General features: G+C 73.7%; 23 protein-coding genes, 2 tRNA genes and 2 pseudogenes. 5 read left to right on the forward strand and 22 right to left on the reverse strand.

What is annotated here, in order from left to right; all coding sequences use genetic code 11:
* Window positions 1-191: 191 nt before the first annotated feature.
* Window positions 192-1,292, reverse strand: coding sequence for an LLM class flavin-dependent oxidoreductase (locus ACWFR1_RS16215; RefSeq protein WP_453551344.1), 1,101 nt, complete (start codon window positions 1,290-1,292; stop codon window positions 192-194).
* A 359-nt stretch (window positions 1,293-1,651) separates the two neighbouring features.
* Between ACWFR1_RS16215 and ACWFR1_RS16220 the strand changes: the two genes are divergently transcribed.
* Window positions 1,652-2,410 carry an IclR family transcriptional regulator gene (locus ACWFR1_RS16220; RefSeq protein WP_453551347.1) on the forward strand — a complete coding sequence of 253 codons (759 nt, stop codon included), beginning with the start codon at window positions 1,652-1,654 and terminating at the stop codon, window positions 2,408-2,410.
* Window positions 2,411-2,544: 134 nt separating this feature from the next.
* A tRNA-Lys gene (locus tag ACWFR1_RS16225) sits at window positions 2,545-2,618 on the forward strand.
* 82 nt (window positions 2,619-2,700) lie between these two features.
* Here the strand turns inward: ACWFR1_RS16225 and ACWFR1_RS16230 are convergent.
* The 6 genes from ACWFR1_RS16230 to ACWFR1_RS16255 all read right to left on the reverse strand — a co-directional run bounded on the left by ACWFR1_RS16230 (window position 2,701) and on the right by ACWFR1_RS16255 (window position 10,909).
* Window positions 2,701-3,375 carry a response regulator gene (locus ACWFR1_RS16230; RefSeq protein ID WP_453551350.1) on the reverse strand — a complete coding sequence of 225 codons (675 nt, stop codon included), beginning with the start codon at window positions 3,373-3,375 and terminating at the stop codon, window positions 2,701-2,703.
* The gene (locus ACWFR1_RS16235; protein ID WP_453551352.1) at window positions 3,294-4,607 is read right to left on the reverse strand and encodes a sensor domain-containing protein; all 1,314 of its coding nucleotides are present in this window, start codon (window positions 4,605-4,607) and stop codon (window positions 3,294-3,296) included. Before ACWFR1_RS16235 ends, ACWFR1_RS16230 begins: the two co-directional genes overlap by 82 nt.
* Before the next feature lie 73 nt (window positions 4,608-4,680).
* The gene (locus tag ACWFR1_RS16240) at window positions 4,681-6,363 is read right to left on the reverse strand and encodes an AMP-binding protein (RefSeq protein ID WP_453551355.1); all 1,683 of its coding nucleotides are present in this window, start codon (window positions 6,361-6,363) and stop codon (window positions 4,681-4,683) included.
* 40 nt (window positions 6,364-6,403) lie between these two features.
* The gene (locus ACWFR1_RS16245; RefSeq protein ID WP_453551527.1) at window positions 6,404-6,997 is read right to left on the reverse strand and encodes a lytic polysaccharide monooxygenase auxiliary activity family 9 protein; all 594 of its coding nucleotides are present in this window, start codon (window positions 6,995-6,997) and stop codon (window positions 6,404-6,406) included.
* A 185-nt stretch (window positions 6,998-7,182) separates the two neighbouring features.
* A complete protein-coding gene (locus tag ACWFR1_RS16250; protein ID WP_453551357.1) occupies window positions 7,183-9,387 on the reverse strand; it encodes an SPFH domain-containing protein in 2,205 nt (734 codons plus the stop codon).
* Between the two features lie 25 nt (window positions 9,388-9,412).
* The gene (locus ACWFR1_RS16255) at window positions 9,413-10,909 is read right to left on the reverse strand and encodes a peptidoglycan-binding protein (protein ID WP_453551359.1); all 1,497 of its coding nucleotides are present in this window, start codon (window positions 10,907-10,909) and stop codon (window positions 9,413-9,415) included.
* 183 nt (window positions 10,910-11,092) lie between these two features.
* On the opposite strand from ACWFR1_RS16255, the gene ACWFR1_RS16260 reads away from it, so the two are divergent.
* Window positions 11,093-11,166, forward strand: a tRNA-Lys gene (locus tag ACWFR1_RS16260).
* Window positions 11,167-11,231: 65 nt separating this feature from the next.
* On the opposite strand, the pseudogene ACWFR1_RS16265 reads toward ACWFR1_RS16260, so the two are convergent.
* From ACWFR1_RS16265 to ACWFR1_RS16315, 11 genes and pseudogenes are all read right to left on the reverse strand, one after another.
* Window positions 11,232-11,797, reverse strand: a pseudogene (locus ACWFR1_RS16265) (glycoside hydrolase family 6 protein).
* Window positions 11,798-11,952: 155 nt separating this feature from the next.
* Window positions 11,953-12,684 carry a class F sortase gene (locus ACWFR1_RS16270; RefSeq protein ID WP_453551362.1) on the reverse strand — a complete coding sequence of 244 codons (732 nt, stop codon included), beginning with the start codon at window positions 12,682-12,684 and terminating at the stop codon, window positions 11,953-11,955.
* A gap of 2 nt (window positions 12,685-12,686) precedes the next feature.
* Window positions 12,687-13,319 carry a hypothetical protein gene (locus ACWFR1_RS16275; protein WP_453551365.1) on the reverse strand — a complete coding sequence of 211 codons (633 nt, stop codon included), beginning with the start codon at window positions 13,317-13,319 and terminating at the stop codon, window positions 12,687-12,689.
* A 74-nt stretch (window positions 13,320-13,393) separates the two neighbouring features.
* A complete protein-coding gene (locus ACWFR1_RS16280) occupies window positions 13,394-14,173 on the reverse strand; it encodes an HAD-IIA family hydrolase (protein ID WP_453551368.1) in 780 nt (259 codons plus the stop codon).
* Between the two features lie 112 nt (window positions 14,174-14,285).
* A pseudogene (locus ACWFR1_RS16285) lies at window positions 14,286-14,510 on the reverse strand (alkaline phosphatase family protein); the annotation flags it as partial.
* A gap of 105 nt (window positions 14,511-14,615) precedes the next feature.
* Window positions 14,616-15,230, reverse strand: a complete 615-nt coding sequence (locus ACWFR1_RS16290) for an RNA-guided endonuclease InsQ/TnpB family protein (RefSeq protein WP_453551371.1) — start codon at window positions 15,228-15,230, stop codon at window positions 14,616-14,618.
* A 109-nt stretch (window positions 15,231-15,339) separates the two neighbouring features.
* Complete coding sequence (locus ACWFR1_RS16295) at window positions 15,340-16,038, reverse strand: phosphonatase-like hydrolase (RefSeq protein WP_453551374.1); 699 nt, start codon at window positions 16,036-16,038, stop codon at window positions 15,340-15,342.
* Window positions 16,035-17,171: a TIGR03364 family FAD-dependent oxidoreductase gene (locus ACWFR1_RS16300; RefSeq protein ID WP_453551377.1), complete on the reverse strand. Its 1,137-nt coding sequence runs from the start codon at window positions 17,169-17,171 to the stop codon at window positions 16,035-16,037. Before ACWFR1_RS16300 ends, ACWFR1_RS16295 begins: the two co-directional genes overlap by 4 nt.
* Before the next feature lie 154 nt (window positions 17,172-17,325).
* Window positions 17,326-18,093 carry a GntR family transcriptional regulator gene (locus ACWFR1_RS16305; protein ID WP_453551380.1) on the reverse strand — a complete coding sequence of 256 codons (768 nt, stop codon included), beginning with the start codon at window positions 18,091-18,093 and terminating at the stop codon, window positions 17,326-17,328.
* A 50-nt stretch (window positions 18,094-18,143) separates the two neighbouring features.
* The gene (locus tag ACWFR1_RS16310) at window positions 18,144-19,310 is read right to left on the reverse strand and encodes a hypothetical protein (protein ID WP_453551383.1); all 1,167 of its coding nucleotides are present in this window, start codon (window positions 19,308-19,310) and stop codon (window positions 18,144-18,146) included.
* 125 nt (window positions 19,311-19,435) lie between these two features.
* The gene (locus tag ACWFR1_RS16315; RefSeq protein WP_453551385.1) at window positions 19,436-20,671 is read right to left on the reverse strand and encodes an ROK family transcriptional regulator; all 1,236 of its coding nucleotides are present in this window, start codon (window positions 20,669-20,671) and stop codon (window positions 19,436-19,438) included.
* Between the two features lie 56 nt (window positions 20,672-20,727).
* Between ACWFR1_RS16315 and ACWFR1_RS16320 the strand changes: the two genes are divergently transcribed.
* Complete coding sequence (locus ACWFR1_RS16320) at window positions 20,728-21,834, forward strand: Gfo/Idh/MocA family oxidoreductase (RefSeq protein WP_453551388.1); 1,107 nt, start codon at window positions 20,728-20,730, stop codon at window positions 21,832-21,834.
* Window positions 21,831-22,307 carry a heme-degrading domain-containing protein gene (locus ACWFR1_RS16325; protein WP_453551390.1) on the forward strand — a complete coding sequence of 159 codons (477 nt, stop codon included), beginning with the start codon at window positions 21,831-21,833 and terminating at the stop codon, window positions 22,305-22,307. The genes ACWFR1_RS16320 and ACWFR1_RS16325 overlap by 4 nt, the downstream gene beginning before the upstream one ends.
* Here ACWFR1_RS16325 and ACWFR1_RS16330 read toward each other — a convergent pair.
* From ACWFR1_RS16330 to ACWFR1_RS16345, 4 genes are all read right to left on the reverse strand, one after another.
* The gene (locus ACWFR1_RS16330) at window positions 22,279-23,784 is read right to left on the reverse strand and encodes a choice-of-anchor A family protein (protein ID WP_453551393.1); all 1,506 of its coding nucleotides are present in this window, start codon (window positions 23,782-23,784) and stop codon (window positions 22,279-22,281) included. The two genes, ACWFR1_RS16325 and ACWFR1_RS16330, sit on opposite strands and share 29 nt — an antisense overlap.
* 96 nt (window positions 23,785-23,880) lie before the next feature.
* Window positions 23,881-24,738: a fumarylacetoacetate hydrolase family protein gene (locus ACWFR1_RS16335; protein WP_453551530.1), complete on the reverse strand. Its 858-nt coding sequence runs from the start codon at window positions 24,736-24,738 to the stop codon at window positions 23,881-23,883.
* Window positions 24,739-24,876: 138 nt separating this feature from the next.
* Window positions 24,877-25,605, reverse strand: a complete 729-nt coding sequence (locus ACWFR1_RS16340) for a YidC/Oxa1 family membrane protein insertase (protein ID WP_453551395.1) — start codon at window positions 25,603-25,605, stop codon at window positions 24,877-24,879.
* A gap of 104 nt (window positions 25,606-25,709) precedes the next feature.
* A complete protein-coding gene (locus ACWFR1_RS16345; protein WP_453551397.1) occupies window positions 25,710-26,003 on the reverse strand; it encodes a DUF6412 domain-containing protein in 294 nt (97 codons plus the stop codon).
* Window positions 26,004-26,091 lie beyond the last annotated feature (88 nt).

Consider the following 26,091-nt stretch of genomic DNA (forward strand, 5'->3'; position numbering starts at 1 on the left):
CATGAACAGCGCGTCAATGGTCTGAACCAGATTGAGGACTAGACCAATTTGACGAGGAAAGCCCTTGTCAGAGGGGTGCAGCACAAAACGAAACCGCCCGCCACCATGGGTGACGAGCGGTTTAAGGTTCACTTAGGGGTGCCGCGAGGCGGGTTGGGGGATGAACCAGCCGGTCGCCGGAACCGGGGTTTTTACCGGGCCGTCGCCTCTCCGGAATTCGCCGCGTCCGGGAGGTGCGGCAGCTCGTACGCGTCGGCGATGAGCTCGTAGCTCCGGATCCGGGCGTCTCCGCCGTGTCCGTTGGCCGTGATCATCAGCTCGTCCGCGCCCGTGCGCTTCCGGAGGTCGTCCAGGCCCGTGCGGACCTCGTCCGGGGTGCCGTGGACGATGTTCGCCAGCCAGTCGTCGACGAACTCCCTCTCGGCGGGGGCGAAGTGGTAGGCCTCCGCCTCCTCCGGCGTCGGCACGAGACCCGGCCGGCCGGTGCGCAGCCGCAGCATCGCGAGGGCGCCGGCGAGGACCTCACGGCGGGCCCGCGCCGCCTCGTCGGCGGCGAACGCCGAGACGCCGATCATCGCGTACGGGGCGTCGAGGGCCCCGGACGGCCGGAAGGAGTCCCGGTAGAGGTCGAGCGCCGGGATCGTGTTCCGGGCGGAGAAGTGGTGCGCGAAGGCGAAGGGCAGGCCGAGCAGGCCGGCGAGGCGGGCGCTGAAGCCGGAGGAGCCGAGCAGCCAGACCGGCGGCCGCCCCTTCGGGCCCTGCACGGGACCGGGCACGGCGTGGATCCGGGCGTACGGGTGCCCGTCCGGGAAGTCGTCGTCCAGGAAGCGCGTCAGCTCGGCGAGCTGCTCGGGGAAATCTTCGGCCCCTTCGTTCAGCTGGTCCGTCCGCCGCAGGGCGGCGGCCGTGGCGCCGTCGGTGCCGGGTGCGCGGCCGAGACCGAGGTCGATCCGACCCGGGGCGAAGGCCTCCAGGGTGCCGAACTGCTCGGCGATGACGAGCGGGGCGTGGTTGGGCAGCATCACACCGCCGGAGCCGAGCCGGATGCGGCGGGTGTGGGCGGCGAGGTGGGCGAGGATCACCGCCGGGGAGGAGGAGGCGACGCCGGGCATGGAGTGGTGCTCGGCGACCCAGTGCCGGTGGAAGCCGCGCCGCTCGGCGAGCCGGCTCAGCTCGACGCTGGTGGCCAGCGCCTGCGTCGCGGTCCGCCCGCTGCCGACGGTCACCAGGTCCAGTACGGACAGCGGTACGGGCGCGGATCCCCGCGCCTCTCCTCGAATAGCGTCGGTCACCGTAGGGACCCTCCTCGGCACACGTGCGGATGGTGCGAACACTGCATCCGGTCCACAACAGGAGGGTGTCTCCGTTTATTCCGCACGTTCTCGGCCACCGGAGGAGCCCTGAGGAGTCCACTTCCCCGTAAAAAATCTCCCGGCCGTCACCGCCCGAACGCGCGCGCGAACAGGGTCTCGCACGGCCCTGACCTGAGGCTCCCTGAAGGAGTCATGACATGGGCATATGCCAGGGTGGTGCGTCGCAGCGTACGGCGGGGATCCTCCGCATCATTCTCGCCAACAGCCGCCCCTCAAAGGGCCCTTGGCGGCTATCGTGGTACGAAAGCTTGCGGTCACAACCTGGTAGGGGGGAAACCGTGGCGCTGAAGCCCGAGCCCACCGCGCCGTTCCACTCGGTGCAATACGCCTTGCGCGTACTCGAGACGGTCTCACGGCACGGTGGCGGAGTGACGGACGTCCAGATCGCCCGCGAGACCGGCCTGCCCGTCGCCCACCTCTCGTCACTGCTCCTCATGCTCCGCCGCGAGGGGTACGTCGAGCAGGTCGCCGACGGCGCGTACGTCATCGGGGACTCCCTCGTCCTCCTCGGTTCCGGCCTGACCCGCCGCGAAGCGCTGGAGGCCAAGCTCCAGGAGACCCTGACCGAACTGCGCGACTCCGTCGGCGCGGCCGTCTACATCAGCCGCTACATCGACGGCGAGGTGAAGATCACCCAGTTCGCCGACGGGCCCCGCACCCCGAAGGTCAACGAGTGGGTGGACTTCCGCTCGGCGGCGCACGCCAGCGCCGTCGGCAAGTGCCTGCTCACGCAGCTCGACCAGAACGGGCGGCGGGACCACCTCGCCCGCCACAAGATCGCCCGGCTGACCTCCCGGACGATCACCAACGAGCGGATCCTCTTCTCGAAGCTCGACAGCCAGCCGGCGACCGTCCCCGTGCTCGACCTCCAGGAGTACGCGGTCGGCACGGTCTGCGCCGCCGTCCCGCTCACGGCGGGCTCGGCCGTGGGCTGCCTGGCCCTGTCCCTGCCGGTCGAGCACGCCCACCGGCTGCGCGCGGCGGCGGACACGCTCAACCGGCGGGCCGCACCGGTGGTGCTCTCGCTGGCGATCTAGGGCGTGTCTCGAAAGTAGCGTCGTCTGCCCGAAGGGCAGGCATCGGACGATCTCGCGCGACCCCGCCGGACGGCGCTCCGGCGGGGCTGTCACAAGCACCCCGGAACACCAGGTAGTATTTTCTCTGTCAGCAGGCGCCGCTAGCTCAGTTGGTTAGAGCAGCTGACTCTTAATCAGCGGGTCCGGGGTTCGAGTCCCTGGCGGCGCACAGACAGGGAAGGCCCCTCGCTTCGGCGGGGGGCTTTCTTGTCGTCCCCGTACAGGCCTCCGGCGCTCAGGCCCTTCGGCCGTCAGGCCTTCAGGTAGGTCAGGACGGCGAGGACGCGTCGGTGGGTGTCCTCGGCCTGCGGCAGGTCGAGCTTGGCCAGGATGTTCCCGATGTGCTTGCCGACGGCGGCCTCGGTCACCACCAGCCGGCGGGCGATCTCCCCGTTGGAGTGCCCTTCCGCGACCAGGCCCAGGACCTCGCGCTCGCGCGGGGTCAGCGCCTCCAGCGGGTCCCGGTGGCGGCGCAGCAGCTGCCGTACGACCTCGGGGTCGACGACCGTGCCGCCCTCGGCGACCTGGGTGAGGGCCTCGACGAACTCCTCGACCTGCCCCACCCGGTCCTTCAGGAGGTAGCCGACGCCGGTGCCGTCGCCCGAGTCGAGGAGGTCGGCGGCATAGCTGCGCTGCACGTACTGGCTGAGGACGAGGACCGGCAGGCCGGGGCGCTCGGCGCGGAGCGCGACGGCGGCGCGCAGCCCCTCGTCCTGGAAGCCGGGCGGCATCCGGACGTCGGTGACGACGATGTCCGGGTCGTGGGCGGCGACGGCCTCGCGCAGGCCGTCGGCGTCACCGACGGCGGCGACGACCTCATGGCCGAACCGGGTCAGGAACCCGATCAGTCCCTCGCGGAGGAGGACGCTGTCCTCGGCGAGGACGACGCGGAGCTGTCGGGGGGCGGGTCGGGGAGCGATCGGCACGGGATCTCCACTCGGAGGAGGGTCGGCCCGCCCGGCGGGCTCATGATCGTCAGTGTGCCATCGAGGACGGCGATCCGGTCGGCGAGTCCGGTGAGCCCGCTGCCCCGGGCCGGGTCGGCGGCGCCCCGCCCGTCGTCCTCGACGTCGAGCCGCAGGACGCCGTCCGCGTACCGGGCGGCGATCCTCGCCCGGGCGGCGCCGCTGTGCTTGCCGATGTTGGCGAGCGCCTCGCAGCCCGCGAAGTAGCCGGCGCTCTCGACGGAGGCGGGCAGCCGGGGCAGTTCGATGTCGGTGTCGACGGGGACGGCCGAGCGGTCGGCGGCGTCGGCGAGGGCCGCGCCGAGGCCGTAGTCGGCGAGGACCTGCGGATGGATGCCGTGGATCAGCTCCCGCAGCTCGGTCAGGACCTGCCCGGCCTCCGCGTGGGCCTTGGCCAGCTGGTCGGCGAGCGGCCCCGGCGGGGTGTCGAGGCGGGCCAGGCCGAGGGTCATGGTGAGGGCGACGAGCCGCTGCTGGGCCCCGTCGTGGAGGTCGCGCTCGATGCGGCGGCGCTCGGCCTCGAAGGCGTCGACGAGGCGGGCGCGGGAGGCGATGACCTCACCGATCCCGTCCTGCGGCCCGGTCTCCCCGGGTGTGAGCAGGGCCCGGGCGAGGGCGGCGCGGGCTCCGGCGACGGCGGCGAGCGGATAGGCGAGGGCGACGAGGAGGAGGGCGCCGAGGAGGGCGGCGGCGAGGGCCTCGGGATAGGAGGTGACCAGGTACGCCTTGACGACCTTGGCCTCCTGGCCGTCCACCGCCAGCTGGAGCGGGGCGCTGAGGAGGGTCAGGGGCAGGCCGACGCCGACGGCGAGCGCGACGAGGTCGAGCGGCCACAGGACGGTGCCGAGCAGCAGGCCGTATCCGAGCTCCTGCCAGGTGGACCGCTCCCCCGCCCGCAGCCGGAGCCAGGCGGCGAGGCCGGGCGCGGCGGGGACTCGGTGCGGGTCGGGGGCCGGGTCGAGGTCGACGAGGCGGAGCCGGAACCGCTCGACGGAGCCGATGGCGAGCCCGGAGAGAAGGAGCAGCGGCAGCCCGACGAGGACCAGTGAGAACACCCCGAGGACCAGGAACACGAGACAGGCGGCCGCACCCACGAGGGCGCCGGTCGCCAGATACCCGGCGGCCCGCCACGGCCAGGGTCCGAGCGGGAAGCGGGGCCGGGTGAGTGCCTGCCAGGGATGACGGGGTTCCATGAGCGCCCACGGTAGGCGCGGGACCGGGGTGGCGGCCATGGGCCTGGGGGGCGTGGCGGGGGTGGGGCCTGCCCTACCCCCGGGCCTCCGAGGTCGGGGTGCGGCCGTGGCGGGTGTACTCCTCCTGGAGCGCGGCGGTCGCCTCGGGGGTCAGGGGCTCGTACGGGGCGTCCGGGGCCGGGCGCCACCAGACGGGGTCCGGGCAGAGGAAGGACGCCCTGCGCAGGCTCACGCGGTGGATCTTGTTGGTGGCCGTCAGGGGCAGCTCCCGCGTCACGCGGACGAAGCGCGGCGGCATCTTCGTGCCCAGGTCCGGCTGCGCGGCGAGGAAGGCCGCGAACTCCGCCGGGTCGAAGGCGGCCCCCTCGCGCAGCGCCAGCGCCGCCATGACCTGGTCGCCCGCCACCGGGTCCGGTACGGCGTACACCGCCACCCCGGCGGCCCGGTCCCAGCGGGCGAGGATGTTCTCGATCATCGCGGCCGCCAGGTTCTCGCTGTCGACCCGCAGCCGGTCGTCCGTGCGGCCCGCGAAGTAGAGGAAGCCGGCCTCGTCCCGGTAGAAGAGGTCGCCCGTCCAGTACCAGCCGCCGCGCAGCCGGACCGCCTCCGCCCCGGGGTTGCGCCAGTAGCCCTCGAAGGGCGAGCGGCCGCGGTTGACGAGCTCGCCGATCGCCTCGGCGGCGTTGAGGAGCCGTCCCGTGGGCGAGAGGCGGGCCGGTGCGCACTCCTTGCCGGTCTCCGCGTCCAGGACGGCCAGGTCGTCGCCTGGCGCGGCCCGTCCGATCGCCCCGGTCGGGGTGTCGGGGGTCCGCTGGATTGCCGCGCCACCCTCGGAGGAGCCGTACCCCTCGACCAGCGGGACACCGAACCGCTCCCGGAAGCGGGCCGCGTCCACCGCCCCCGCCTCCGTGCCGAAGCCGAGCCGCAGCGGGTGCGCGCGGTCGTCCGGGCCGGGCGGGGTGGCGAGGAGGTACTGCACGGCCCGGCCCACGTACGTGAAGTAGGTGGCGCCGAAGCGGCGTACGTCGGGCAGGAAGCCGGAGGCCGAGAAGCGGGCCCGCAGCGCGACTCCCGCGCCGGCGGACAGCGCGGGCGCCCAGTCCGCGATGACCGCGTTGCCGTGGAACATCGGCATGCAGACGTAGTGGACGTCGTCGGCCCGGACGCCGAAGTGGGTGACGAGCGAGGCGCCCGCGGCCGCGAGCCGCCCCTGGCTGCAGAGCGCGGCCTTGGGCGCGCCCGTCGAACCGGAGGTGAAGGAGAGCAGGAAGCGGCTGTCGGGGCGTACGGGACCGAGGGTGGCGTCTCCCGGGCGGGCGTCCCCGTAGGGCGCGAGCAGCTCCCGGTAGGCGTCGGTGTCGGTGACGAGGATCCGGAGCCCGGGCAGCGCGAGGCCGTCGAGGAGCGGCAGGTGGGCGCGCTGGGTGACCAGGATCCGGCAGTCGGTGTGCCGGATGTCCCGGGCGAGTTCGGCGCCGCGCCGGGTGGGGTTGATCCCGGCGACGGCGGCCCCCGCGAGGGCCGCCGCGCTGAGCCAGAGCGGGTACTCCGGCGTGTTGTCGAGCAGGATGCCGAGGTGCGGCTCGCGCCCCGGCAGGGGTGGCATCAGGTCCACGAGCAGTGCGGCCCGCGCGGCGGCGCCCGCGGCGACCTCGTGGTGGCTGAGGGTGTGGTGCTCGTCCCTCAGGCCGATCCGGTGGTCGCCCCATTGGCGCCGTACGAGCTCCGCGACGGTGTCCGCACCACTCCCACTCATGGCCCGGACTGTAACTGACGCACCGTCAGAACTGAATGCCTCAGAACTTGACGTCCGAGCAGGCGTAGAAGGCGTTCGCGGTGTCCGCGATCGTCCACACCGCCAGGATCAGGTGACGGCCCGTCTTGCCCGCCGGGATGGTCCCGGAGTGCGAGAGGGTCGCCGGCGGCTGCTGGTTGTTGTAGGGGACGGTGAGGAACGGCTGGGAGTCGAGCGCGGCCCGAGTCAGCTTCTGACTCGGGTCCCAGCCGTTCTTGGTGATGTAGTACTTGAAGTCGGTGGTGCGGTGCCGGGCCGTGAACTGCCAGCGGAAGCTGTAGCTCTGCCCCGCCGTGAGGCTCGTCGCCGGCCAGGTGCCACCCCGGGGGTCGTCGAGCTGGGCGAACTGCGTGAGCCCGGCGGAGCAGATCCTGCCGTCGGCGGGGCCGGCTGCGGGGAAGCCCTTGGGGCCCTCGACCGACTGCGGCTCCCACTGGATGGAGCCGCAGTTGGTCACGGTGCCGTTGGCGCAGAGCTTCTGGCGGCTGATCGGCGAGTCGGTGTAGCCGTGGCTGCCCGCACTGCCGGTGGCGAGGAGGGAGGCGCCGGCGACGCCGAGCGCCACCACCGCCGCCCCGACTGACTTCTTGCGCATGTGCATGCTGTCGCTCCAGGAGAACGTGGGGGAGTTCCGTTGGGCCGTGCGCACGCGTGCGGTTGTACGGTCTTGCGGTCTTGCCGTCATGCCGACTTGCGGTCATGCCGGGTTCAGCGCTGGTGACTCATTTTGGTCTGGACCAAGTACCAAGGTATGGACGGAAGTTGAACATGTCCATCCCCTCAGGCCCCCTCGGCGGGCGCCGTCCTCCCCGTGTAGAACGCCACCGTCAGGTCCTTGACCAGCGCCTTGCGCTCGTAGTCGTCCAGTTCCACCAGACCACGACTGGTCAGCCGGTGGACCACGTCGTCCACCGCGTCCACCACCGACGTCAGGACACTGTCCCGGTGCTTCGCGTCGATCGCCGCGATCCGGCGCCGCTGCATCGCCGCCGCGACCTCCGGGGCGTACTCGATGCGCGTCGGCTGCGCCGAGAAGACGTCGACCCCGACCGGGGCGCACTCCGCCGACAGCATCCGCGTCAGGGCCTCGCCGACGGCCTCCGAGTCCCGGAGCGTCGGGGCGTCCTCGTGGAAGGCGTCCGCCGGCAGCTGTGACAGCACCCGCGCCATGGCCGCCTCCACCTGCTCCCGCAGGTAGTCCTCGTGGCCGTCGACCCCGAGCGCGGCGCGGACGGTGTCCCTGACCCGCCAGACGACGAGGACGACGACGTCCAGGGCCGTGCCCTTGGCGTCGACGGCGGGCAGCGGCTCACTGCGCCAGTGCCGCAGCCGTACGTCGACGCGACGGCGGAGCAGGAGCGGGCTGACCCAGACCAGACCGGTCCGGCGGACGGTGCCGCGGTAGTCGCCGAAGAGGGTCAGGACCCAGGCGTAGCCGACCCGGCCGCGGCCGAGGCCGCCGAGCGCGAAGAGGGTGGCGACGACGCCGAGGGCGAGCAGCGCCCACTGGCCGAGGTGGATGCCGTGGTACGGGCGGGCCGGCAGCCGCAGCATCCGCGACGCCTCCGCGGGCACGGCCCCCGTCCACCACACGACCGCCGCGCACCCGGCGAGCGCGAGGGCGCCGCCGGCCACGCCGACCCAGCCGGGCAGCACCGGACCGGGCCGCTCGACGAGATCGGGATCGGCGGTGGGGGCGGGGCGGGCCTGGGACCGGGACGAGGAGGGGGCGGACGGGGGCTGGGAATGCGCCTGGGGGGACTTGGGCTTGGGCTTCGGCTTGGACTTCGCCCCCGGCCGGTTCGCGGCCTGCGTCTTCGCGGGCGCCGGGATGGCCGCCTTGCCGTTCTTCACCGGGGCGGCGGTCGCGGCCATCGCGATGGTGTCGGGACCTCCGTCGTCCCCGGTCACGCCGGTCGCGGCGGCGCCTGCCTCCGGCTCGTCCCGGAAGAGGAGGTGCACCGGGATGGAGCCGGTGGTCTCCGCCCCGATCACGTTCTTCCGCCGCGCGACCCGTACGACCCCGGCGACGGGCACGGCGAGCGCGGCGACCCGCGCGTCCGCGATCCGCCCGAAGTCGGGCACGTCGACGCGCTCCTTGGCCACGGAGGCCTTGGCGGCGGCGACCGGGGACTCGCCTGTGGATGCGGATGCGGGTGCGGGTGTGGTTTCCCCGGGGAGCGGCCCGGCGGAGGCCGACGCCCCCGCCGGCGTACCGACGGAGGCCACACCGATCTCGGAGGCCGCCACGCGAGGGGCGGTCGGGGTCGGGGCCTCGGTCGCGGCGGGGGTCGGGGCCGGGGCCTCGGTCGCGGCGGGGGTCGGGGCCGGGGCCTCGGTCGGAGCCGGGGCCTCGGTCGGAGCCTCGGTAGCGGTCGGGTTCGGGGTCGGGGTGGTGGTCGCGGTCACGGTGGTGGGGGTGGTGACGGTAACGGAGGGGGCGGGCTCGGGCTCCGGGGCGCGGGTTGGCGTCGGGGCGGCCCAGGGCTCGGCGGAGGTCCTGGCGGTGGTCACCGCGGAGGTCCCGGCAACGGTCACCGCGGAGGTCACGGCAGAGGTCGCGGCAGAGGTCACAGCGGAGGTCGCGGCAGAGGTCGCGGCGGCCGTCTCGGCGGCCCTCGTGTCCTCGGTCTCCGCCACAGGGGCGGGCGTGCTCGGCGGCGCGCCCGCCGTGAGGTCCGAAGCGGCGGGCGCCGCCTCGGGCCCGCCTTCCGCCGGGGCGGGCCGCCCCGTCCTCGTACCGGCGTCCGAATCCGCGGAGGCGGGCTCGGCCGCCGGCGTATCGGCCGCCGGGCCCGGCGGGGCGGGCGCGGTCGTCGACAGGGCGGCGGGCGCGGTGGGCGCCGTGACGGGCGGCACCGGTTCCCCGCCGGGGTGGGGTGACGTGCGGGGAAGGGCGCCGTCCGTCAGGCGTCTGGCCGTGCGGGCCGCGTCACGCGAGGCCGCCGCGCCGGAGTCCGCGGGGGTCGGGGTCGATGCGGTCATTCGGGTCCACCTCATGCTCTCGGGGTCATCGGAACAAGCGCCGCCAGGTCTCCGGGCCCGGGTAGCCGTCGGCCGCTCCGCCGCGCCAGCCCTGAGCCCGCTGGAACGCCTCGACGTTGCGGCGGTCCGCCTCCGTCCAGCGCGGACCGGGTCCCGACAGGTAGTGCTTGCCGAAGCCCCGCTTCACCAGTTGTTTGCCCAGCTTCTCCACATATGCGTTGGATTGGCCCGGACGGAAGTAGCCACGCCCGGGGAACCCCGTCGCATGCGCGCTCGAACCGCCTGAACCACCCGATCCGCCGATGTTCCTGCCCCCGCCGGTGACGAGGAGCTGCCACGTCTGCGGCCCGGGCAGGCCGTCCGCCTCCTTGCCCTTCCAGCCCTGCGCCAGCTGGAACGCCTGGGTCGCCCGGCGGTCCGCCTCGCCCCACTTCGGGCCGGGGCCCTTGCTGTAGTACTTCTTGGCGCCGCGCTCGACGAGGAGCTTCCCGAGCTGGGTGACGTAGGCGTTGTCGGCACCCGGGCCGAACTTCGCCGTACCGGGGTACGGGGTGGCCGGCGACGTCGGCGTCGTCGGCTTCGACCCGCCGCCGGTCGCGCCGCCCCCGCTGCCGCCGCTCACCACGCCCTTGTAGCGGTAGGCGACATACCGGGCGGAGTTCTCCCAGTACGCCATCGGCGTCGCCTGCTTCCGCGTGCGCGGCTTGGTCTGCTCGTAGGCGATGTACGAGGTGTGGGTGTAGTCGGTCCAGCCGCCGAAGATCGTGACGTGGGAGCCGCGGGTCGGGCTGTCCGGGTTGTGGAAGAGCAGGATGTCGCCGGGCTGGAGCCGGGTGCGGTCGATCCGCTCGGCGAAGCGGTCGAGGCTGCCGGTCCACTCGTTGCTGCGCAGGTTCCAGGCCATGGAGATGTAGCCGGAGCAGTCCTGGCGGTACCCGTCCGACCAGTACTTCTCCATGGAGTACGGGACCTGGGCGGTCACCCACAGCTTGGCGCGGTTGATGATCTCGGCCCGGGTCGTCTGCCGCAGGGTGCCGGTCGAGATCTGACTGGCCGTCGGCGTCGTGCCCGTACCCGCGTTGGTCGCCGTGTTCGTGCCCGTGGTCGCGCCCGTGTTCGTGGCCGCGCCCGGGGGCGGCGTCGGGTTCGGGGCGGGCTGGGCGCCGGGGCCCGGCGCTCCGTGCAGCGGCTCCCGGCCGCCCTGCGGGGTGTCCGGACCGGGCCAGGGGGCCACCGGTTCGGCGACGTCCGCGGCCGGGCCCGCGGCCGCCGGGGTGAACGGGTCCGTCGGGCCGACCGGCTCCGCCGGGCGGGAGAGGGCCGTCGCCACTCCCGCGCCTCCCCCGCCGAGGACCACTCCCGCCGCCGTCACCAGGACCAGCGCGCGGCGCGCGCCATGGGCCGCCGGGTGGCCGCCCGCCCGCACGGGCAGGCCAAGCGCGAGGCCACGGCGCTGCTGGGCGCAGCCCGGGCAGCCGCAGTCGGCCGCGGGTTCGAACTCCTCGAAGACCGGCACGCTCATGCGATTCCCCTCCACACTCGTCAAGATCTTTTGACCCTCGTTTCGGGCGCCAGTGTCTCAACTGTCTGGACAAATCGCATTTTGACGGATCGAAGGCCTGATACGACCATCCGACAGGCCGGAGGCGACCGGTATTGGTCAGGAGCACACCTCCAGGTCGGGTAGAGTTCTCTCTGTCAGCAGGCGCCGCTAGCTCAGTTGGTTAGAGCAGCTGACTCTTAATCAGCGGGTCCGGGGTTCGAGTCCCTGGCGGCGCACGCACAGTCAAGACCCCCTCACCGATGGTGAGGGGGTCTTGATCGTTCTCCGAGATCTCCCCGAACTACCCGGCGTTGCGGGCCAGTTCCCGCGCGTACGCGTCGAACCAATCCCCCGCCGTCGGGCCGCCCCGGCACTCCCCGTCCGACTCTCCCGGCCGCTTGATCCACAGGTACGCGGCGACCAGCGGGTCCCCGGTGCGGCGGGTCGGCGGCGGGCGCCGATGCCGCGCGCCACGCCGTCCACCCAGGCGCGGTAGGCCGCCGGGTCCGCCGCGCCGCCCGCCGAGTGCTGGCCGCAGTCGCGGTGCGGGATGTCGTAGAGGACGAGGAGCGCCTCGCGCCCGGCGCGGGTGGCGGCCTCGGTGAGGGTGCGGGCCTCGGCCTCGGGCCGGTCGGAGCCGATCCACTCGGCCACGGGCCGGGAGGCGATCCGCCGCAGGAGCGCGGCCTCGGCGGTACGGCCCGCGGCCAGGTGCTCGGCCACCCGCCGGGCGGCCTTCCCGTCGGGGTTCATCCAGTACGGGGCGAGGCGGACGGCGTGGGAGCCGGGGCGGGGGCGGGAGCGGCGGCGGGAGGAGCCGCGGGTGGCTCGCTCCCCGCCGCGGGCGGCCCTGCCGGGGCCGTACAGGCCGTGGCGAGGAGGAACGCGAGCGCGAGGGCCGGGAGGGCGAGTCCCGCCCGACGCGCGCACGGAGATACGGACATGCGGGGCCCCTCGGCACGTACGGAGCGGTCGCCGTCATCGTGACACGGCAGCCCTCCGGGCCGGGCGAGGCACGGCCTCTACGGTGCCGGGAGCACCGCCCCCGCACCCGCCGCCCCCGCACCCGCCGTACCCGCGCCCGCCGTACCCGCTTCCGCGCCCGTGAGGTACGCCGAGACGACGACGTTCGCCGAGTACGTGCCGGCCGTGCGGTCGAAGGTGCCGCCGCAGGTGATCAGGCGGAGTTCGGCGCGGCGGGGTTCGCGCGGGCCGTAGACCTTCGTCGCGTCGAAGTGTTCGCGCGGGAAGACCTGGACGTCGTCGACCGTGAACTCGGCGACCGTGCCGTCCGTCCGGGTGACCCGGATCTTCGCGCCGGGGCGGGCCGCGCTCAGGCCGTAGAAGACGGCCGGGCGGGTGTCGGTGTCGACGTGGCCGACGAGGAGGGCCGCCCCGGCCGCGCCCGGCCGGGTGCCTGCGCCGAACCAGCCCACCGTGTGCGGCAGCTCGAAGGGCGGCGGGTCGATCGCGCCCGTACCGTCCAGGCCGCGCGCCACGACGGGCGCGGCGATGCCGAGGGACGGGACCTCCACCCGGCGGGGCTCGGAGGGGGTCAGCGGCGCGTGGGACGGGGGCAGCGCCACGCCGAGGGGCCGGCCCACGGCGGCGATGTCGCCGTGGGTGGGCGCGGAGCTGCCCCCGGGGCCCTCGGCGGCCTCGCGGCCCCAGAGCCAGAGCCCGAGGAGCAGCAGCGCCCAGGTCACACCGGTGACGAGTCGCCCGGTGCCCGCCGGGCGGGTTCCGGACGGCACCCTCAGCCCGCGCCCGTACCCGCGCCCGTGCCCGTACCGGAGCCCGTGGCCGCGGCGCGGCGGCGGGAGCTCCGGAAGGCGACCGCCACGGCCGCGATCGCGGCCATGCCGAGGCCGAGCAGGGTGTACGGGGTGCCGAGGCCGCTCTCGCTCGTGGTCTGGGCGACTCCGGGGGCCGCCGGGGCGGCGAAGGCCGCGGTACCGCCGCCGCCCGCGCGGACGGGGGCGACCGGGCTGGCGTGGTGGGTCGGCTCGGGCGCCGGCTTGTGGGTCGGCTGCCGGTGCCTGACCTGCACCGTGCCGATGTCCGGATGGTCGTGGCCGTCACAGGTCACGCTGACCTTGTACGTACCGTCCTCGAGTCCGGACTTGACCGTGGTGTCTCCGAACAGCGGGTAGTCCCCGCCGTCCCGGCCGGTGAGCTCCACGTCGGCGACGAACGCCTGGGACTTCGCGGCACCGGTCGTGCCCTTGCAGCCCTGGACGCGGACGTCGACGTCGGCGCCGGGCGAGGCGGTGGACGGGGTGACGGTGACCTTCACCCCGTCGTGGGCGTACGCGCTACCGGCCGTGGGTGCCAGTACGAGTACGACGGCCGCCCCCGCGGCACGGAGAGCAATGGAACCTGAACGCATCGTGACCTCCTGGTACTGGCAGGGTCACCCGGATCCGCACTGATCGCATCCGCAGGGGCTCGGCCGGAGGGCGGCTACACCCGGTCGACGATGTCCGCGATCGAGTCGACGATCTTGGACGGGCGGAACGGGAAGCGGTCGATCTCTGCCTTGCTCGTCAGGCCGGTCAGGACCAGGAAGGTCTGCATGCCGGCCTCCAGACCGGCCAGGATGTCGGTGTCCATCCGGTCGCCGATCATCGCGCTGGACTCGGAGTGGGCGCCGATGGCGTTGAGGCCGGTGCGCATCATGAGCGGGTTCGGCTTGCCCGCGAAGTACGGCTCCTTGCCGGTGGCCTTCGTGATGAGCGCGGCGACGGAACCGGTGGCCGGGAGGGGGCCCTCCAGGGAGGGGCCGGTCTCGTCGGGGTTGGTGCAGATGAAGCGGGCTCCGGCGTTGATGAGCCGTACCGCCTTGGTCATCGCCTCGAAGGAGTACGTCCGGGTCTCGCCGAGGACGACGTAGTCCGGGGCGTGGTCGGTGAGGACGTAGCCGATGTCGTGCAGCGCGGTGGTGAGACCGGCCTCGCCGATGACGTACGCGGTGCCGCCGGGGCGCTGGTCGTCGAGGAACTTGGCGGTGGCGAGGGCGGAGGTCCAGATGTTCTCGACGGGGACTTCGAGGCCCATCCGCATGAGGCGGGCGTGCAGGTCGCGGGCCGTGTACATCGAGTTGTTCGTGAGGACCAGGAAGGGCTTCCCGGTCTCCCGCAGCTTCTTGATGAACGCGTCGGCGCCGGGGATCGGAACGCCCTCGTGGATGAGGACGCCGTCCATGTCGGTCAGCCAGGATTCGATCGGCTTGCGCTCTGCCATGGGTGCGGGACTCCTGCCGTACAAGACGTGCGGTGTGCTGGGGGCGCCGCGACAGCGCTGTGGCGACGCCCCCAGGGTAATCAGGAAGCCGTGACCTTGACCCCGTCGGTGATCAGGAAGCCGTGACCTTGACCCCGTCGATCGTCCAGTACCAGTTGCTGGCGCCGGTGTAACGGAAGCGGAAGCTCACGCTGGACGTCCCGGCGGGGACGTTCACCGTGAGGGACTGGGGCTGGGAGATCACGTCGGAGGTGTAGCTCTTGACGACGGTCGGGGTGCTGCCGTTGAAGCTCGCCAGGACCTGCGCGGACTGGCTGCCCTCCTGGCGGTAGAAGGTCATCAACTTCTCGGCCCTGAACGACCGGGTTTGTCGGCTCGGTCGGGAGGGTCGTGATGGCAAGTGGAGCGCGGCTGGCTGTCGCGTGGTCCCCTGCGTCCGGAATCAGTGTGTGCTGGTTCTGGGGCGGTTGACTGCGCCCCGCTTCCACGCGGCTTCGCCTCGGTGGGCGATGTTGCGGGAGCCGTTGTGGTCCGCGTGTATGACGGTCCCGCAGGACCGGCAGGCGAACCGTGCCTGGGTCACCCTGTTGGTGCGGTGGGTGTGCCGGCACTCCGAGCACTGCCGGGAGGTGTTGCGCGGGTCCACGAAGACCACGGGCACCCCCGCCCGGCGCGCCTTGTACTCGACGAAACCGCCGAGTTGGGCGAAGCCCCAGGAGTGCAGTGGTGCCCGCTGGTCCTTTTTGGCCGTAACCCTCTGCCGGATGCCCGAGAGGTCTTCCAGGGCGATCCCGCGCGAGGTGCGTCCAGCGGTGGCGACGAGCTGTTTCGCGATGATGTGGTTGGTGTTCGCGGCGTGCCGCGCCTCACGGCGCCGCACGCGCTTGAGAACGCGCTTCGCGCTCTTGGTGCGCTTCTTCTGGAGCTTGGCCCGCAAGTCGCGGTGCCGCTGCCGGTAGCGGTTGAGCCTCCGACCGGCCGTGATCCGGCCGTCGGAGGTGGTGGCGAGGTTGACGATGCCCAGGTCCACGCCGAGGAAGCCGAGCGGCTCGAACACCTCCGGCTCGGAGATGTCGAAAGGTCGAGGGAGTCGAGGACGGTGGTGCCGCCGTACGCGACGGAGACGCCGTCGAAGCGGATGCCGCCGGCCGCTCCCGTGCCGCTGGTCATGCCTCCAGCTCCCGGAGGAGCGCGGGGAGTTCGGCGATCGAGGCGAGGACGTGGGTGGCGCCGTGCTCTTCGAGGGCGCTCTCGCCGTGGGCTCCGGTGAGGACGCCCGCCACGATCCCGGCGCCCGCGCGGGAGCCGCTGAGCATGTCGTACGAGGTGTCGCCCGCGACCGCGATCCGGCGGACGTCGTCCACCGCGCCCGTACGGAGGAAAGCCGCGAGGACCATGTCCGGGAACGGGCGGCCGCGGCCGCCGGCGTCGGCCGGGCAGAGGGTCAGCCCGACGAGGTCGCGCCAGCCGAGGGCGTCGAGGACGGCGTCCTGGGTGACACGGGCGAAGCCGGTGGTGAGGACGACGGTCCTGCCCTGCTCCTTCAGTGTGGCGACGGCCTCGGCCGCGCCCGGGATCGGCGCGATCAGGCCGCCGGAGACGAGCTCTCCGTACGCCTCCTCGAAGGCGAGGTTGGCCTGCCGGGCGCGGTTCTCGTCGCCGCCGAAGAGGTGGCGGAAGACGGAGATCTTGGACTCGCCCATGGTGGCGCGGACGTAGTCGATCATCGTGGCGGGGTCCTCGCCGAGGCGCTCGGCGGCGGCGGAGAACGCCCGCTCGACGAGGCCGCCGTCGGCGACGGTCGTCCCGGCCATGTCGAGGACGACGAGGTCGTGCTGCTTCTGGTTGTCGTTCACTGTGTTCACCAGCCCAGTTCGTTCGCGGTCGTCTCGGCGATGGCGGGCGAGCAGGTCATGCCGCGTCCACCGGGTCCGGTCACCAGCCACACGCCGTCGCCGACCCGCTGGCGGTGCACGACCCGGCTGGTGTCCACGCACTGCGCGTACACCCCGGCCCAGCGGCGCTTGATCTTCGGCAGCGGGCGGCCGAGGAAGGACTCGACGACGCGCGTCAGGTGCTCGTAGGGGTCTTCGACGGTGTCGAAGGCGAAGGGGTGCTCGTACTCGTGGGTGTCACCGATGGTCAGTCCGCCGTCGAGTCGCTGCACCATGAGGAGCTGCATCTTGTGGGCGGCGGCCGTCGGGTCCTGCGGCCGGCCGGCGTTGAGGGCGTCGAGGGCCTCGGAGGCGTACGCCGGGTAGTAGCGGAACGAGTCGGCGTCGGCGACGGAGGTGGTGAGCGGCTCGCCGAGGGGCTCGGTCTGCATCATCTGGAGCCGGACCCGGCGGACGGGTATCTCGCCGGCGAGCTCGCGGACGAGGCCGGAGAGCCAGGCGCCGGTGCACAGGACGACGGCGTCGCCGGTGTGCGTCTCGCCGCGGTCGTCGCGGACGGCGGCGGTCCCGTTTCCGTCGGCGCCGACGACGTCACGGACCTCGCGGTTCGGCAGGAAGGTGTACTTCCCGGTGGCCAGGAGGGCCTCGCGCAGGGCGAGTTGGGCGAGGCGCGGCTCGACGGCGGCGTCCCGCTCGCACCAGAGGGCCGCCTCGAACGCGCCTCTCAGCGCCGGGTTGACCGCGCGGGCCTCGTCCGCCGTCAGCAGCTTGTAGCCACGGGCGGCGGCGTCGGGCCGGGCGAGGGCGGCCTCGGCGACGGCCAGTTCCAGGTCGTCACGCACGGGCGTGAGGGAGCCGATGGCCCGGAAGCCGAGCCCGGGGACCCGGGCCCCGATGCCCTCCCATAGTTCGCGGGCGCGCAGGGCGGTGTCGAGCTCCTCCCCGCCCGCGCGCCCGCTCACCCAGATCTGGCCGAAGTTTCGGAGGGACGCTCCGCGTGCCTCCGCCTCGCGCTCGATGTGTACGACCTCGTGGCCGCGTTCCACTGCCTGCCAGGCGTGCATGGTTCCCACCACGCCGGCTCCTACGACGATCACCTTCATGGCCGAAACGGTCGTGGCGGTGGGTGGCTTGGGCGGATCCGGTGGGCAACGGGACGGTGAACGGCCCGACAAGCTTGGACCAGACCCGTTACCCGTTCGTGATGTTTCGTGATGCCCGTGGAGGTGTGGCGTTGGCGCTCGGAGGCCGACGGTGTCAGTCCTGGCGGCCCAAATGCGCGGTGAAGCTGAAGCGGTCACCGCGGTAGAGGGTGCGGACCCGCTCCAGGGGCCGCCCCGCGGTGTCCCGGGAGACGCGGTGGAGCAGCAGCATCGGCAGGGCGGGCGGGGTGCCGATGAGCAGGGCCTCGCGCGGGGTCGCGAGCACGGTCTCGATCCGCTCGTCGGCGTCGCCGAAGGTCACACCGAGGTGGTCGTGGAGGTAGGCGTAGAAGGAGGAGTCCGGGTCGAAGTCGGCGTCCAGGCGCGGGGCGCGGGCCTCGGAGACGTACGTGCTCTCCAGGCCGACCCGCTCGTCGTCGGCGAGCAGCACGCGCTCCATGTGCCAGACGGGCTCGCCGCGTTCGGCGCCGATCTCGGGCGCGAGCGCCTCCGGGCAGGGGAAGCGGTCGAGGGAGATCAGGCTGCGGCCGGGGCGGCGGCCCTGACGGCGGACGCCCTCCGTGTAGCTGGCGAGCGAGAGGGGCTGTTCGAGCTTGGGCCCCGCGACGACCGTGCCCCGGCCCTGGCGGCGCACCCTGCCCTCCAGGAGCAGCTCGCGCAGCGCCTGCCGGACGGTCTCGCGGGACACCTCGTACCGGACGGCGAGATCACGCTCGGTGGGCAGCGGCCCACCCTCACCCAACTCGTCCACGAGCAGGACGAGTTTCGCCTTCACGGCGTAGTACTTGGGGACCCTGCCGTGCTCGGGAACGCCGGAACGGACGGGGGCGCCGGGGTCGACGGGGGCGGTCTGGTAGTTCACGGAGGGATCGTCGCAGACGGGGATGAACGCGGAGGTGTACGGAACGTGACTCAGGGGTGCCGGGGGTTTCGGGGGGCTCGTGCGGTCCGTCGGACCGTACGCCGAACCGTACGCCGGAGCGTGCGTCGGGCGGTTCCGACGAGGGTGGCGCCGAGCAGGGTCAGCGCGGCGGCGAAGGGGGCGAGGACGAGGGCGGACCGGTCGGACTCCTCTCCCGTGCTGGCGAGTTCGCGGCTCGGGGCGGTCAGGTCCGCACCCTTCGGGTCCTTGGGTTGCGCCGGCTCCTTGCCGGTGGGGGCCGACGGGTCGGCCGCGCCGTCGGGAGGCTCGGGCGTAGCGGATCCGTCGGGCAGGGCGGGGCCGACGGTCAGGCGGTAGTCGCCGGAGGCGCCGATCCAGTCGCCGTCGGCGCCCCTGCGCTGGACGACCGCCGCGCTCACGACGACCTCGTCGGGGGCGGTGCCCTCGCGGAACGCGAGCCGTACGGGGACGGTGAGGGTGTCGCCCGCGGGGACCGCGAAGCCGCCGAAGGCGGTGAACGCGCCCACGTTCTCGGCCTCCTCCGTCGCCTCGAAGGCCACGGGCCGCCAGCGGGCCGAGCCCTCGTCGTAGAACTCGAAGCGGATCTGGCGGGGTTGGAGGGAACGTGCCCGGTCGGCGAGGACGAGAACGGGGTGGATGCCGGTGCAGGACGTGTCGGTGGTGTTCGTGAGGTCGAGCTTCCACTCCTGGGGAGGGCCGCCGGCGGGGTAGTCGGCCGGGCCGCCGTGGATCCGGGTCGCGAGCGGGAACCCGCCGTCGGGGGCCGCGCCGCAGGAGGGCGCGGGCGGGTCGGGAGCGGGGACCTGGACCGGGGCGTCGGGGGCGGGGGCGGCGGAGGCCGGTGCGCCGGGGGCGGGGGCCACGGAGGCCGGAGTCTCGGGGGCGGGGGCCGCGAGCGCGGGAGCCGCGAGGGCGGGAGCCGCGAGGGCGAGGGCCGCGGTCGCGGTGACCGTCGAGACGGCCGCCGCTCTCGCCGCCGCTCTGGCCGTCGCCCCGAACCTGACTCGGGCCGTCGCTCTCGGCGTCGCTCGGGCCGTCGCGGCCAGGGGCAGGGGCACGGGCTCGGGCAGGGGCTCGGGCTCGGGCAGGGGCTCGGGCTCGGGCAGGGGCTCGGGCTCGGGCTCGGGCAGTGGCACGACGAGGGCGCTGCGCTGGTGCAGGGGGGCGGATGCCATGGGGCGGCTGCCTTTGCTGCTCGCGGGCGTACGGGTCGGCCGCGACGCTGCCATGCCCGGACGGGCGGGCCGGGCAGCGACACCGTGCACGCCTCCGGACTGCCCGCACAATCCGCCCGATCAGCCTATTGTCCGAAGATCGGGGCGAGAACGAGCCATGCCGCCCCCACCGCCACCGCCTGCGGGGCCGTGGCGACGGCGACCGGCGTCGGGAGCCCGAGCCCGGCGAGGACCGCCCGGACCCCGTCGGTGAACACCTCCGGCGCGCCGAGCACCACCCGCCCGCCGAGCAGGACCTGATCGATGTCGAGGAGCCGTACGAGGTTGGCCGCGCCCGCGCCGAGGATCCGCGCGGCCTCGGCGAGTTCGGCGCGCGCGACCGCCGCCAGGCAGAGGACCTCAAGGCAGCCGCGTCCGCCGCAGTCGCACGGGGGTCCGTCGAGCTGGACGGTCTGGTGCCCGAACTCGCCCGCCCCGGTCCTGTCCCCGCGCAGCGGCGCGCCGCCGAGGACGAGACCGGCGCCCAGACCCGTACCGAGGTGGAGGTAGGCGAAGGAGCCGGGGGCGACGGGCCGCAGGGCGAGGCCGAGGGCGGCGGCGTTCGTGTCCTTGTCGAGCACGACGGGCAGGCCGAGGCGCCGGGCCAGCTCGTCCCGTACCGGATGCCCGTCCCAGGAGGGGAAACCGGTCACGCGGCCGGCCACCCCGGCGCGATGGTCCAGGGGCCCTGGCATGGCGACGCCGACACCGAGGACGGGGCGGCCGAGGGAGTCCCCGACACCGAGGACGGGGCCGAGGGAGTCCCCGACACCGAGGACGGGGCCGAGGGAGTCCCCGACACCGGGGACGGAGTCGGGAACGGGACCGGCCGCCTCCCCGGCGCCGAGAACGTGGCCGACCGGACCGCCCTCCTCCCCGTCCGGGTGCGTGAGCAGCGCTCGTACCTCTCCCGTGACCGCGTCCAGGACCGGCCCCGCCCCCTCCCCCAGGTCGACCGGGCGGCGGCGCAGTGCCACGACCGTGCCCGCGAGGTCCGTCAGGAGCGTCGTCAGCTCGTCGCGATCGAGGTGGACGCCGACCGCGTACCCGGCGGAGGGCACCAGGCGCAGGACCGTACGGGGTTTGCCGCCCGTCGACGCGCGGTGGCCCGCCTCCGCCGCGAGGCCCTCGGACCGGAGCCGGGCGGTGATCTTGCTGACGGCCTGCGGGGTGAGCCCGGTCCGCTCGGCCAGCTCCAGGCGGCTGATACCCGCCTCCCCCGCCGTGCGGAGCAGGTCGAGCACGAGCGCCGCGTTGTGGCTGCGCAGCGCCGGTACGTTCACGCCGCCCAGGCCCCTCGTATACCTCTGCTCCTGCTTCACGCCCCCATTGTCGCGGTCGCTTGCACTTTGGCAACAGCGTTGCTTAAGTGAGACGCATGACTGGCACCGACTCCCGTACCCCGCGTGCCCCGCGCACCCCGCTCCGCGTCGGACTCGTCGGCTACGGCCTCGCGGGCTCCGTCTTCCACGCTCCGCTGATCGCCGCCTCCGAGGACCTCGTCCTCGCCGCCGTCACCACCGGCAACCCGGAGCGGGCCGCCGAGGCCCGCGCCGCCCACCCGGGCGTACGAGTCGTGGCGTCCCCCGAGGAGCTGTGGGCGCCGGGGGCGGACGCGCTCGACCTGGTCGTCGTCGCCTCCCCCAACAAGACGCACGTCACGGTCGCGACGGCCGCCCTGGAGGCCGGGATCCCGGTCGTCGTCGACAAGCCGCTCGCCGGGACCGCCGCCGAGGCGCGCGGCCTCGCCGCCCTCGCCGAGGAGCGGGGCCTGCTGCTCTCGGTCTTCCAGAACCGCCGCTGGGACAACGACTTCCTGACGCTCCGTCGGCTCCTCGACGAGGACGCGCTCGGCAAGGTCCAGCGCTTCGAGTCCCGCTTCGAGCGCTGGCGTCCGCAGCCCAAGGGCGGCTGGCGGGAGTCGGGCGCGCCCGAGGAGATCGGCGGGCTGCTGTACGACCTGGGCAGCCACGTCGTCGACCAGGCCCTCGTGCTCTTCGGCCCGGCGGTCTCGGTGTACGCGGAGTCGGACGTCCGTCGCCCGGGCGCGGCCGCCGACGACGACACGTTCATCGCGGTCACGCACGCCGGCGGTGTCCGGTCCCATCTGTACGTGAGCGCCACCACCGCCCAGCTCGGCCCCCGCTTCCGGGTGCTCGGGCAGCGCGCGGGCTTCGTGAAGTACGGGCTCGACCCGCAGGAGGCCGCCCTGCGCGACGGTCTGCGGCCGGTGCCCGGCACGGTCTGGGGCGTGGAGCCGGAGGCGCTGTGGGGCCGGCTCGGCTCCGGGGAGTCCCCGCTGACCGGCGGCGGCGCCCCGGTCCCCTCGCTGCCCGGCGCCTACCCGGCGTACTACGCGGCCGTCGCCGCCGCCCTGCGCGGCACCGGCGAGAACCCGGTCACCGCGCACGAGGCCGCCGCCGCGCTCGACGTCCTGGAGGCGGCGAAGCGGTCGGCCCGCGAGGGGATCACGGTGACGCTGTGAGCGAGGTCCAGGAACTGGAGGCGCAGGAGGCCCGCCTGGTCCTCCGCCGCTTCACGTACGAGGACGCCTGGACGCTCGGCACCCTCCTCGTCGGCCTGGCCCGGGAGCGGCGGGCGCCCGTCGCGATCGACGTCCGGCGCGGGGCGCAGCAACTGTTCCACTGCGCCCTGCCGGGGTCCAGCGCGGACAACGACGCCTGGATCGACCGGAAGCGGCGGGTCGTCGAGCGGTACGGCGCGAGCTCGTTCCTGGTCGGCGCGCGGTTCCGTGCCAAGGGAACGACCTTCGAGGCGTCCTCGCGTCTCGACCCCGACCGGTACGCCGCCCATGGCGGTTCGTTCCCGGTCGCGGTCGAGGGCGCGGGGGTGATCGGCTCGGTCACGGTCTCGGGCCTGCCGCAGGCCGAGGACCACGCGATGGTCGTCGAGGCGCTGGAGCTGCTGCTCAGTTCGTACGCCGCCGGCGACGGCTGAGGGTCACGAGGATCCCGCCGCCGAGGGCGAGGCCGGCGGCGGTGACGCCCATGACGATCTTCCCGGTGCCGGCGCCGGTCTCGGGCAGCTCGCCGCCGCCGTTCGGGCCGTGGTTGCCGCCGGAGTCGCCGTAACCGCCGGTGTCACCGCCGCTCGTGTGGCCGCCCGACGTGTGGCCGCCCGAGTCCCCGCCGTTCGCGCCGCCCGTCGAGCCGCCGGTCGTGGGGTCGGTGGGATTCGGGGTCGGGTCCGTGGGCGTGGGCGTCGGGTCCGTCGGGGTGGGCGTCGGGTCCGTCGGCGTCGGGTCCGTCGGGGTGAGCGTCGGGTCCGTCGGGGTCGGCGTCGGGTCCGTCGGGGTGGGAGTCGGGTCCGTCGGGGTCGGCGTCGGCGTGGGATCCGTACACGACGGAAGGTCGCCGTTGAACGGATAGGCGTGGATCTCCTGGCCACCGCCTCCGTTGGCCTCCGAGGCGTGGGTCAGGTTCCCCGTGGTGAAGAAGCGGCCGTTCGTGCCCGGCATCGTGACCGTCGCCGTGCTGGACTGGTTGCCGATCAGGACGCTGCCCGCGAACTGTGCCGTCCCCTCGAACTTGACCGTCGTGGCGTCCGGGAAGTTCCACAGGACCCGGTCGCGCAGGCCGTCCGGCAGCCCGGCGGTGTAGGTGTCGACGGTGCGGTCGGCGCCGAGGATGTTGACGAGGACGGTCGCGTCGGCCGGGATGCCCTCGAAGCGGATGTCCTGATGCCCGCCGCTCGCCGACTCCAGGTCGAAGTCGACGGTGAAGACCTGGAGCGCCGAGGTGCCGTCACCCGTGAAGAGCGTCTCCGTGCCCTTGTTGACGGCGGTTCCGGTGGGGGTGCGGGAGGCGCCGCCGACGTAGGCGTAGCACTGGCTGGCGTCGGTGAGCTGCCCCCGGAGGGCGGTGTACTTGTCGGCCGCGGCGCTGTCGTGGACCGGGGTGGGCGTGACCGTCCCGGAGAGCACGCCCCCGTACCGTACGACGCCCTTGACCGTGCCCTCCTCGGCGAGGAGGCTCTGCCCGGACGCCACCGTGAGGTCCTTGCCGACGGTGAGGAAGTCGGTGTCGTTCTCGGGCGGGACACGCGAGCCGACACCGGCGACGCCGACGTTGTAGACGCCCGAGACGCCGGCGCGCTTGTTCTGGTCGAAGCCGCCGAGGACGACGACCTTGCCCTCGGCCTCGGCCGCGGCCTCGCGGACGAGGAAGTCGCCGCCGACGAAGACGTTGATGTTGTTGTCGCGGAAGATGACGGTGCCGTTGCCGATGTCGGGGTAGCCGTCGGGCGGGCAGTTGCCCGGCAGGCAGGGGCCGAGGCCGCCCGGCAGGGGATCGGCGAAGCCGTTGACCGCCAGCGCGCCGACCAGGGCGGTGGCCCCGACCGTGGCCGCGGCGATGACGGCGAGACGGCGCCGGGCGGGCCGCCGGTCGTGCGTGTCGTGTTCGTCGTGTTCCATAGGGGGCAATATGCAAAAACGGTATGAAATTGGCGACGCCCCACGCGGGAGCGCCGCCCATTTCCGACATTTCAGGCAGCGGCTTTCACGCCACCGTCAGGCGCCCTTGAGCTCCTGCCGCTGCCGGCCGAGCCCCGCGACCTCCAGTTCGACTACGTCGCCCGGGCGCAGGTACGGCTTGGGCTCGGGCTGGCCCATGGCGACGCCCGCGGGCGTGCCGGTGTTGATGACGTCGCCCGGGTGCAGCGTCATGAACTGGCTGACGTACCGGACGACCTCCGCGACCGGGAAGATCTGGTCCGAGGTGTGACCGTCCTGCTTGAGCTCGCCGTTGACCCAGAGCCGCAGCGAGAGGGCCTGCGGGTCCGGCACCTCGTCAGCGGTGACGAGCCAGGGGCCGAGGGGGTTGAAGGTCTCGCAGTTCTTGCCCTTGTCCCAGGTGCCGCCGCGCTCGATCTGCCACTCGCGCTCGGAGACGTCGTGGGCGACCGCGTAGCCGGCGACGTGCGCGAGGGCCTGCTCGTCGGTCTCCAGGTAGCGGGCGGTGCGGCCGATGACGATCGCGAGCTCCACCTCCCAGTCGGTCTTCACCGAGCCGCGCGGTACGAGCACGGTGTCGTCCGGGCCGACGACCGTGTCGGCGGCTTTGAGGAAGACGACGGGCTCGGCCGGGGTGGCCTGGCCCGTCTCGGCGGCGTGCCCGTGGTAGTTCAGCCCGATGCACACGACCTTGCCGATCCGGCCGACCGGCGGGCCGACGCGCAGCCCGGTCGCGTCGAGCGCGGGCAGCACGCCGGCTCCGGCCGCGCCCCGGATCCGGTCGAGCGCGGAGGCGTCGGCGAGGAGGCCTCCGTCGATGTCGTCGACCAGCGCGGACAGGTCACGAAGGACCCCGTCCTGGTCGAGCAGGGCAGGACGCTCGGCTCCCGGCGGTCCTACGCGCAGCAGCTTCATGGTCTTCTCCCGGTGGTCGAGGTGGGCCCGGGAAGGGCCCTGAGGGTGCCCCGGCCGATGGGTTGCGGCCATCGGAGGATTGGTCGATCCTCCAAGAGAACGGGGCACTCTGCAAGACCCCGTTCACGCACTGGACCCTTACGCGCGAGTAGCAACGGCGCCTGAGGGCTCCTTCTCGCTCTCCTCCCGGAAGAGGAACGCCCGCTCGACGGCGCTCCAGGTGGTGCTGGTGACGATGTAGAGGGCGGCGGCGAGGGGGACGACGGCGACCGTGATCAGGGTGGCGAAGGAGAGCAGCGGCATGACCTTGGCGATCGCGCCCGCGCCGGGCGTGGGCTGCCCCAGGTCGAGGGGCTGGGCGGCGAGCTGCCGCTTGGTGCGGCGGTAGGCGAAGACGGCCACGGCGGTGACGACCGCGAAGAGGACGAGATAGACCCGCCCCGCCGGACCGAGGACGCCGCCGTGGGAGAGGGCGTCGGCCCAGTGGTCGCCGAGCGGGGCGGCGAAGAGCGTGTGCCCGGCCATCCGGTCGCCGGAGAAGAGGTGGTACATCAGGAAGAACGCGGGCGCCTGGAGGAGGCTGGGCAGGATCCCGGCGAAGGGCGACACCTTCTCCTCGGCGTGCAGTTCCAGCATCGCCTTCTTGAGGCGCTCGGGGTTCTTGGCGTGCTTCTTGCGGAGCGCGGCGAGCTGCGGCGCGATCCGGGTGCGGGCCTTCTGGCCGCGCGCGGACGCCCGGGAGAGCGGGTGGATCGCGAGGCGTACGAGCATCGTGAAGAGGACGATCGCGGCGGCCGTGGCGGTGGTGGCGAAGAGCGGCTGGAGCAGGTCGGCGAGCCGCTCGACCAGGGAAGCGAAGACGGACAAGGGAGCCCTCCGTGGGGTCTCGTCGTGCCGGGAGAGATTCGGGTCTCGGCATGACGGATCCGCGTGAGGACCTTCCGGTGTGCGTCGGGCTCCGGCGTGGGCTCCTACGCGGCCGTCAGGAGGGGACGGCCGGGAGCTCGGGGTCTGCGGCGGCCGGCGGCGTCGGGGTCGCGCTGGGGCAGGAAGGCCGTACGCCGCTCGCGGTCCCGTATCGCCGTACGGACACGGGTGGCGGGGACGACGGGAGCCGCGGGGACGCCGATCAGGGCGCAGACGACGGTGGTCGCGGCGAGGACGACGGCGGCGAGGCCCGCGCCGTCGGAGAGGAGGAGGTCGGCGAGGGCGAGGAGGAAGAACAGCGGCGCGAGCACGCGCAGGAGCATGTTCCTGCCGACCATCGAGCCACCTCCTCTCGCACGTCTCACGGCATCGGACCTACCCGGGTTCCGTACCCGGATTTCCTACCCGAAGGACGCTCGGGATCGA

It is taken from the genome of Streptomyces sp. NPDC055103 (assembly GCF_053607625.1).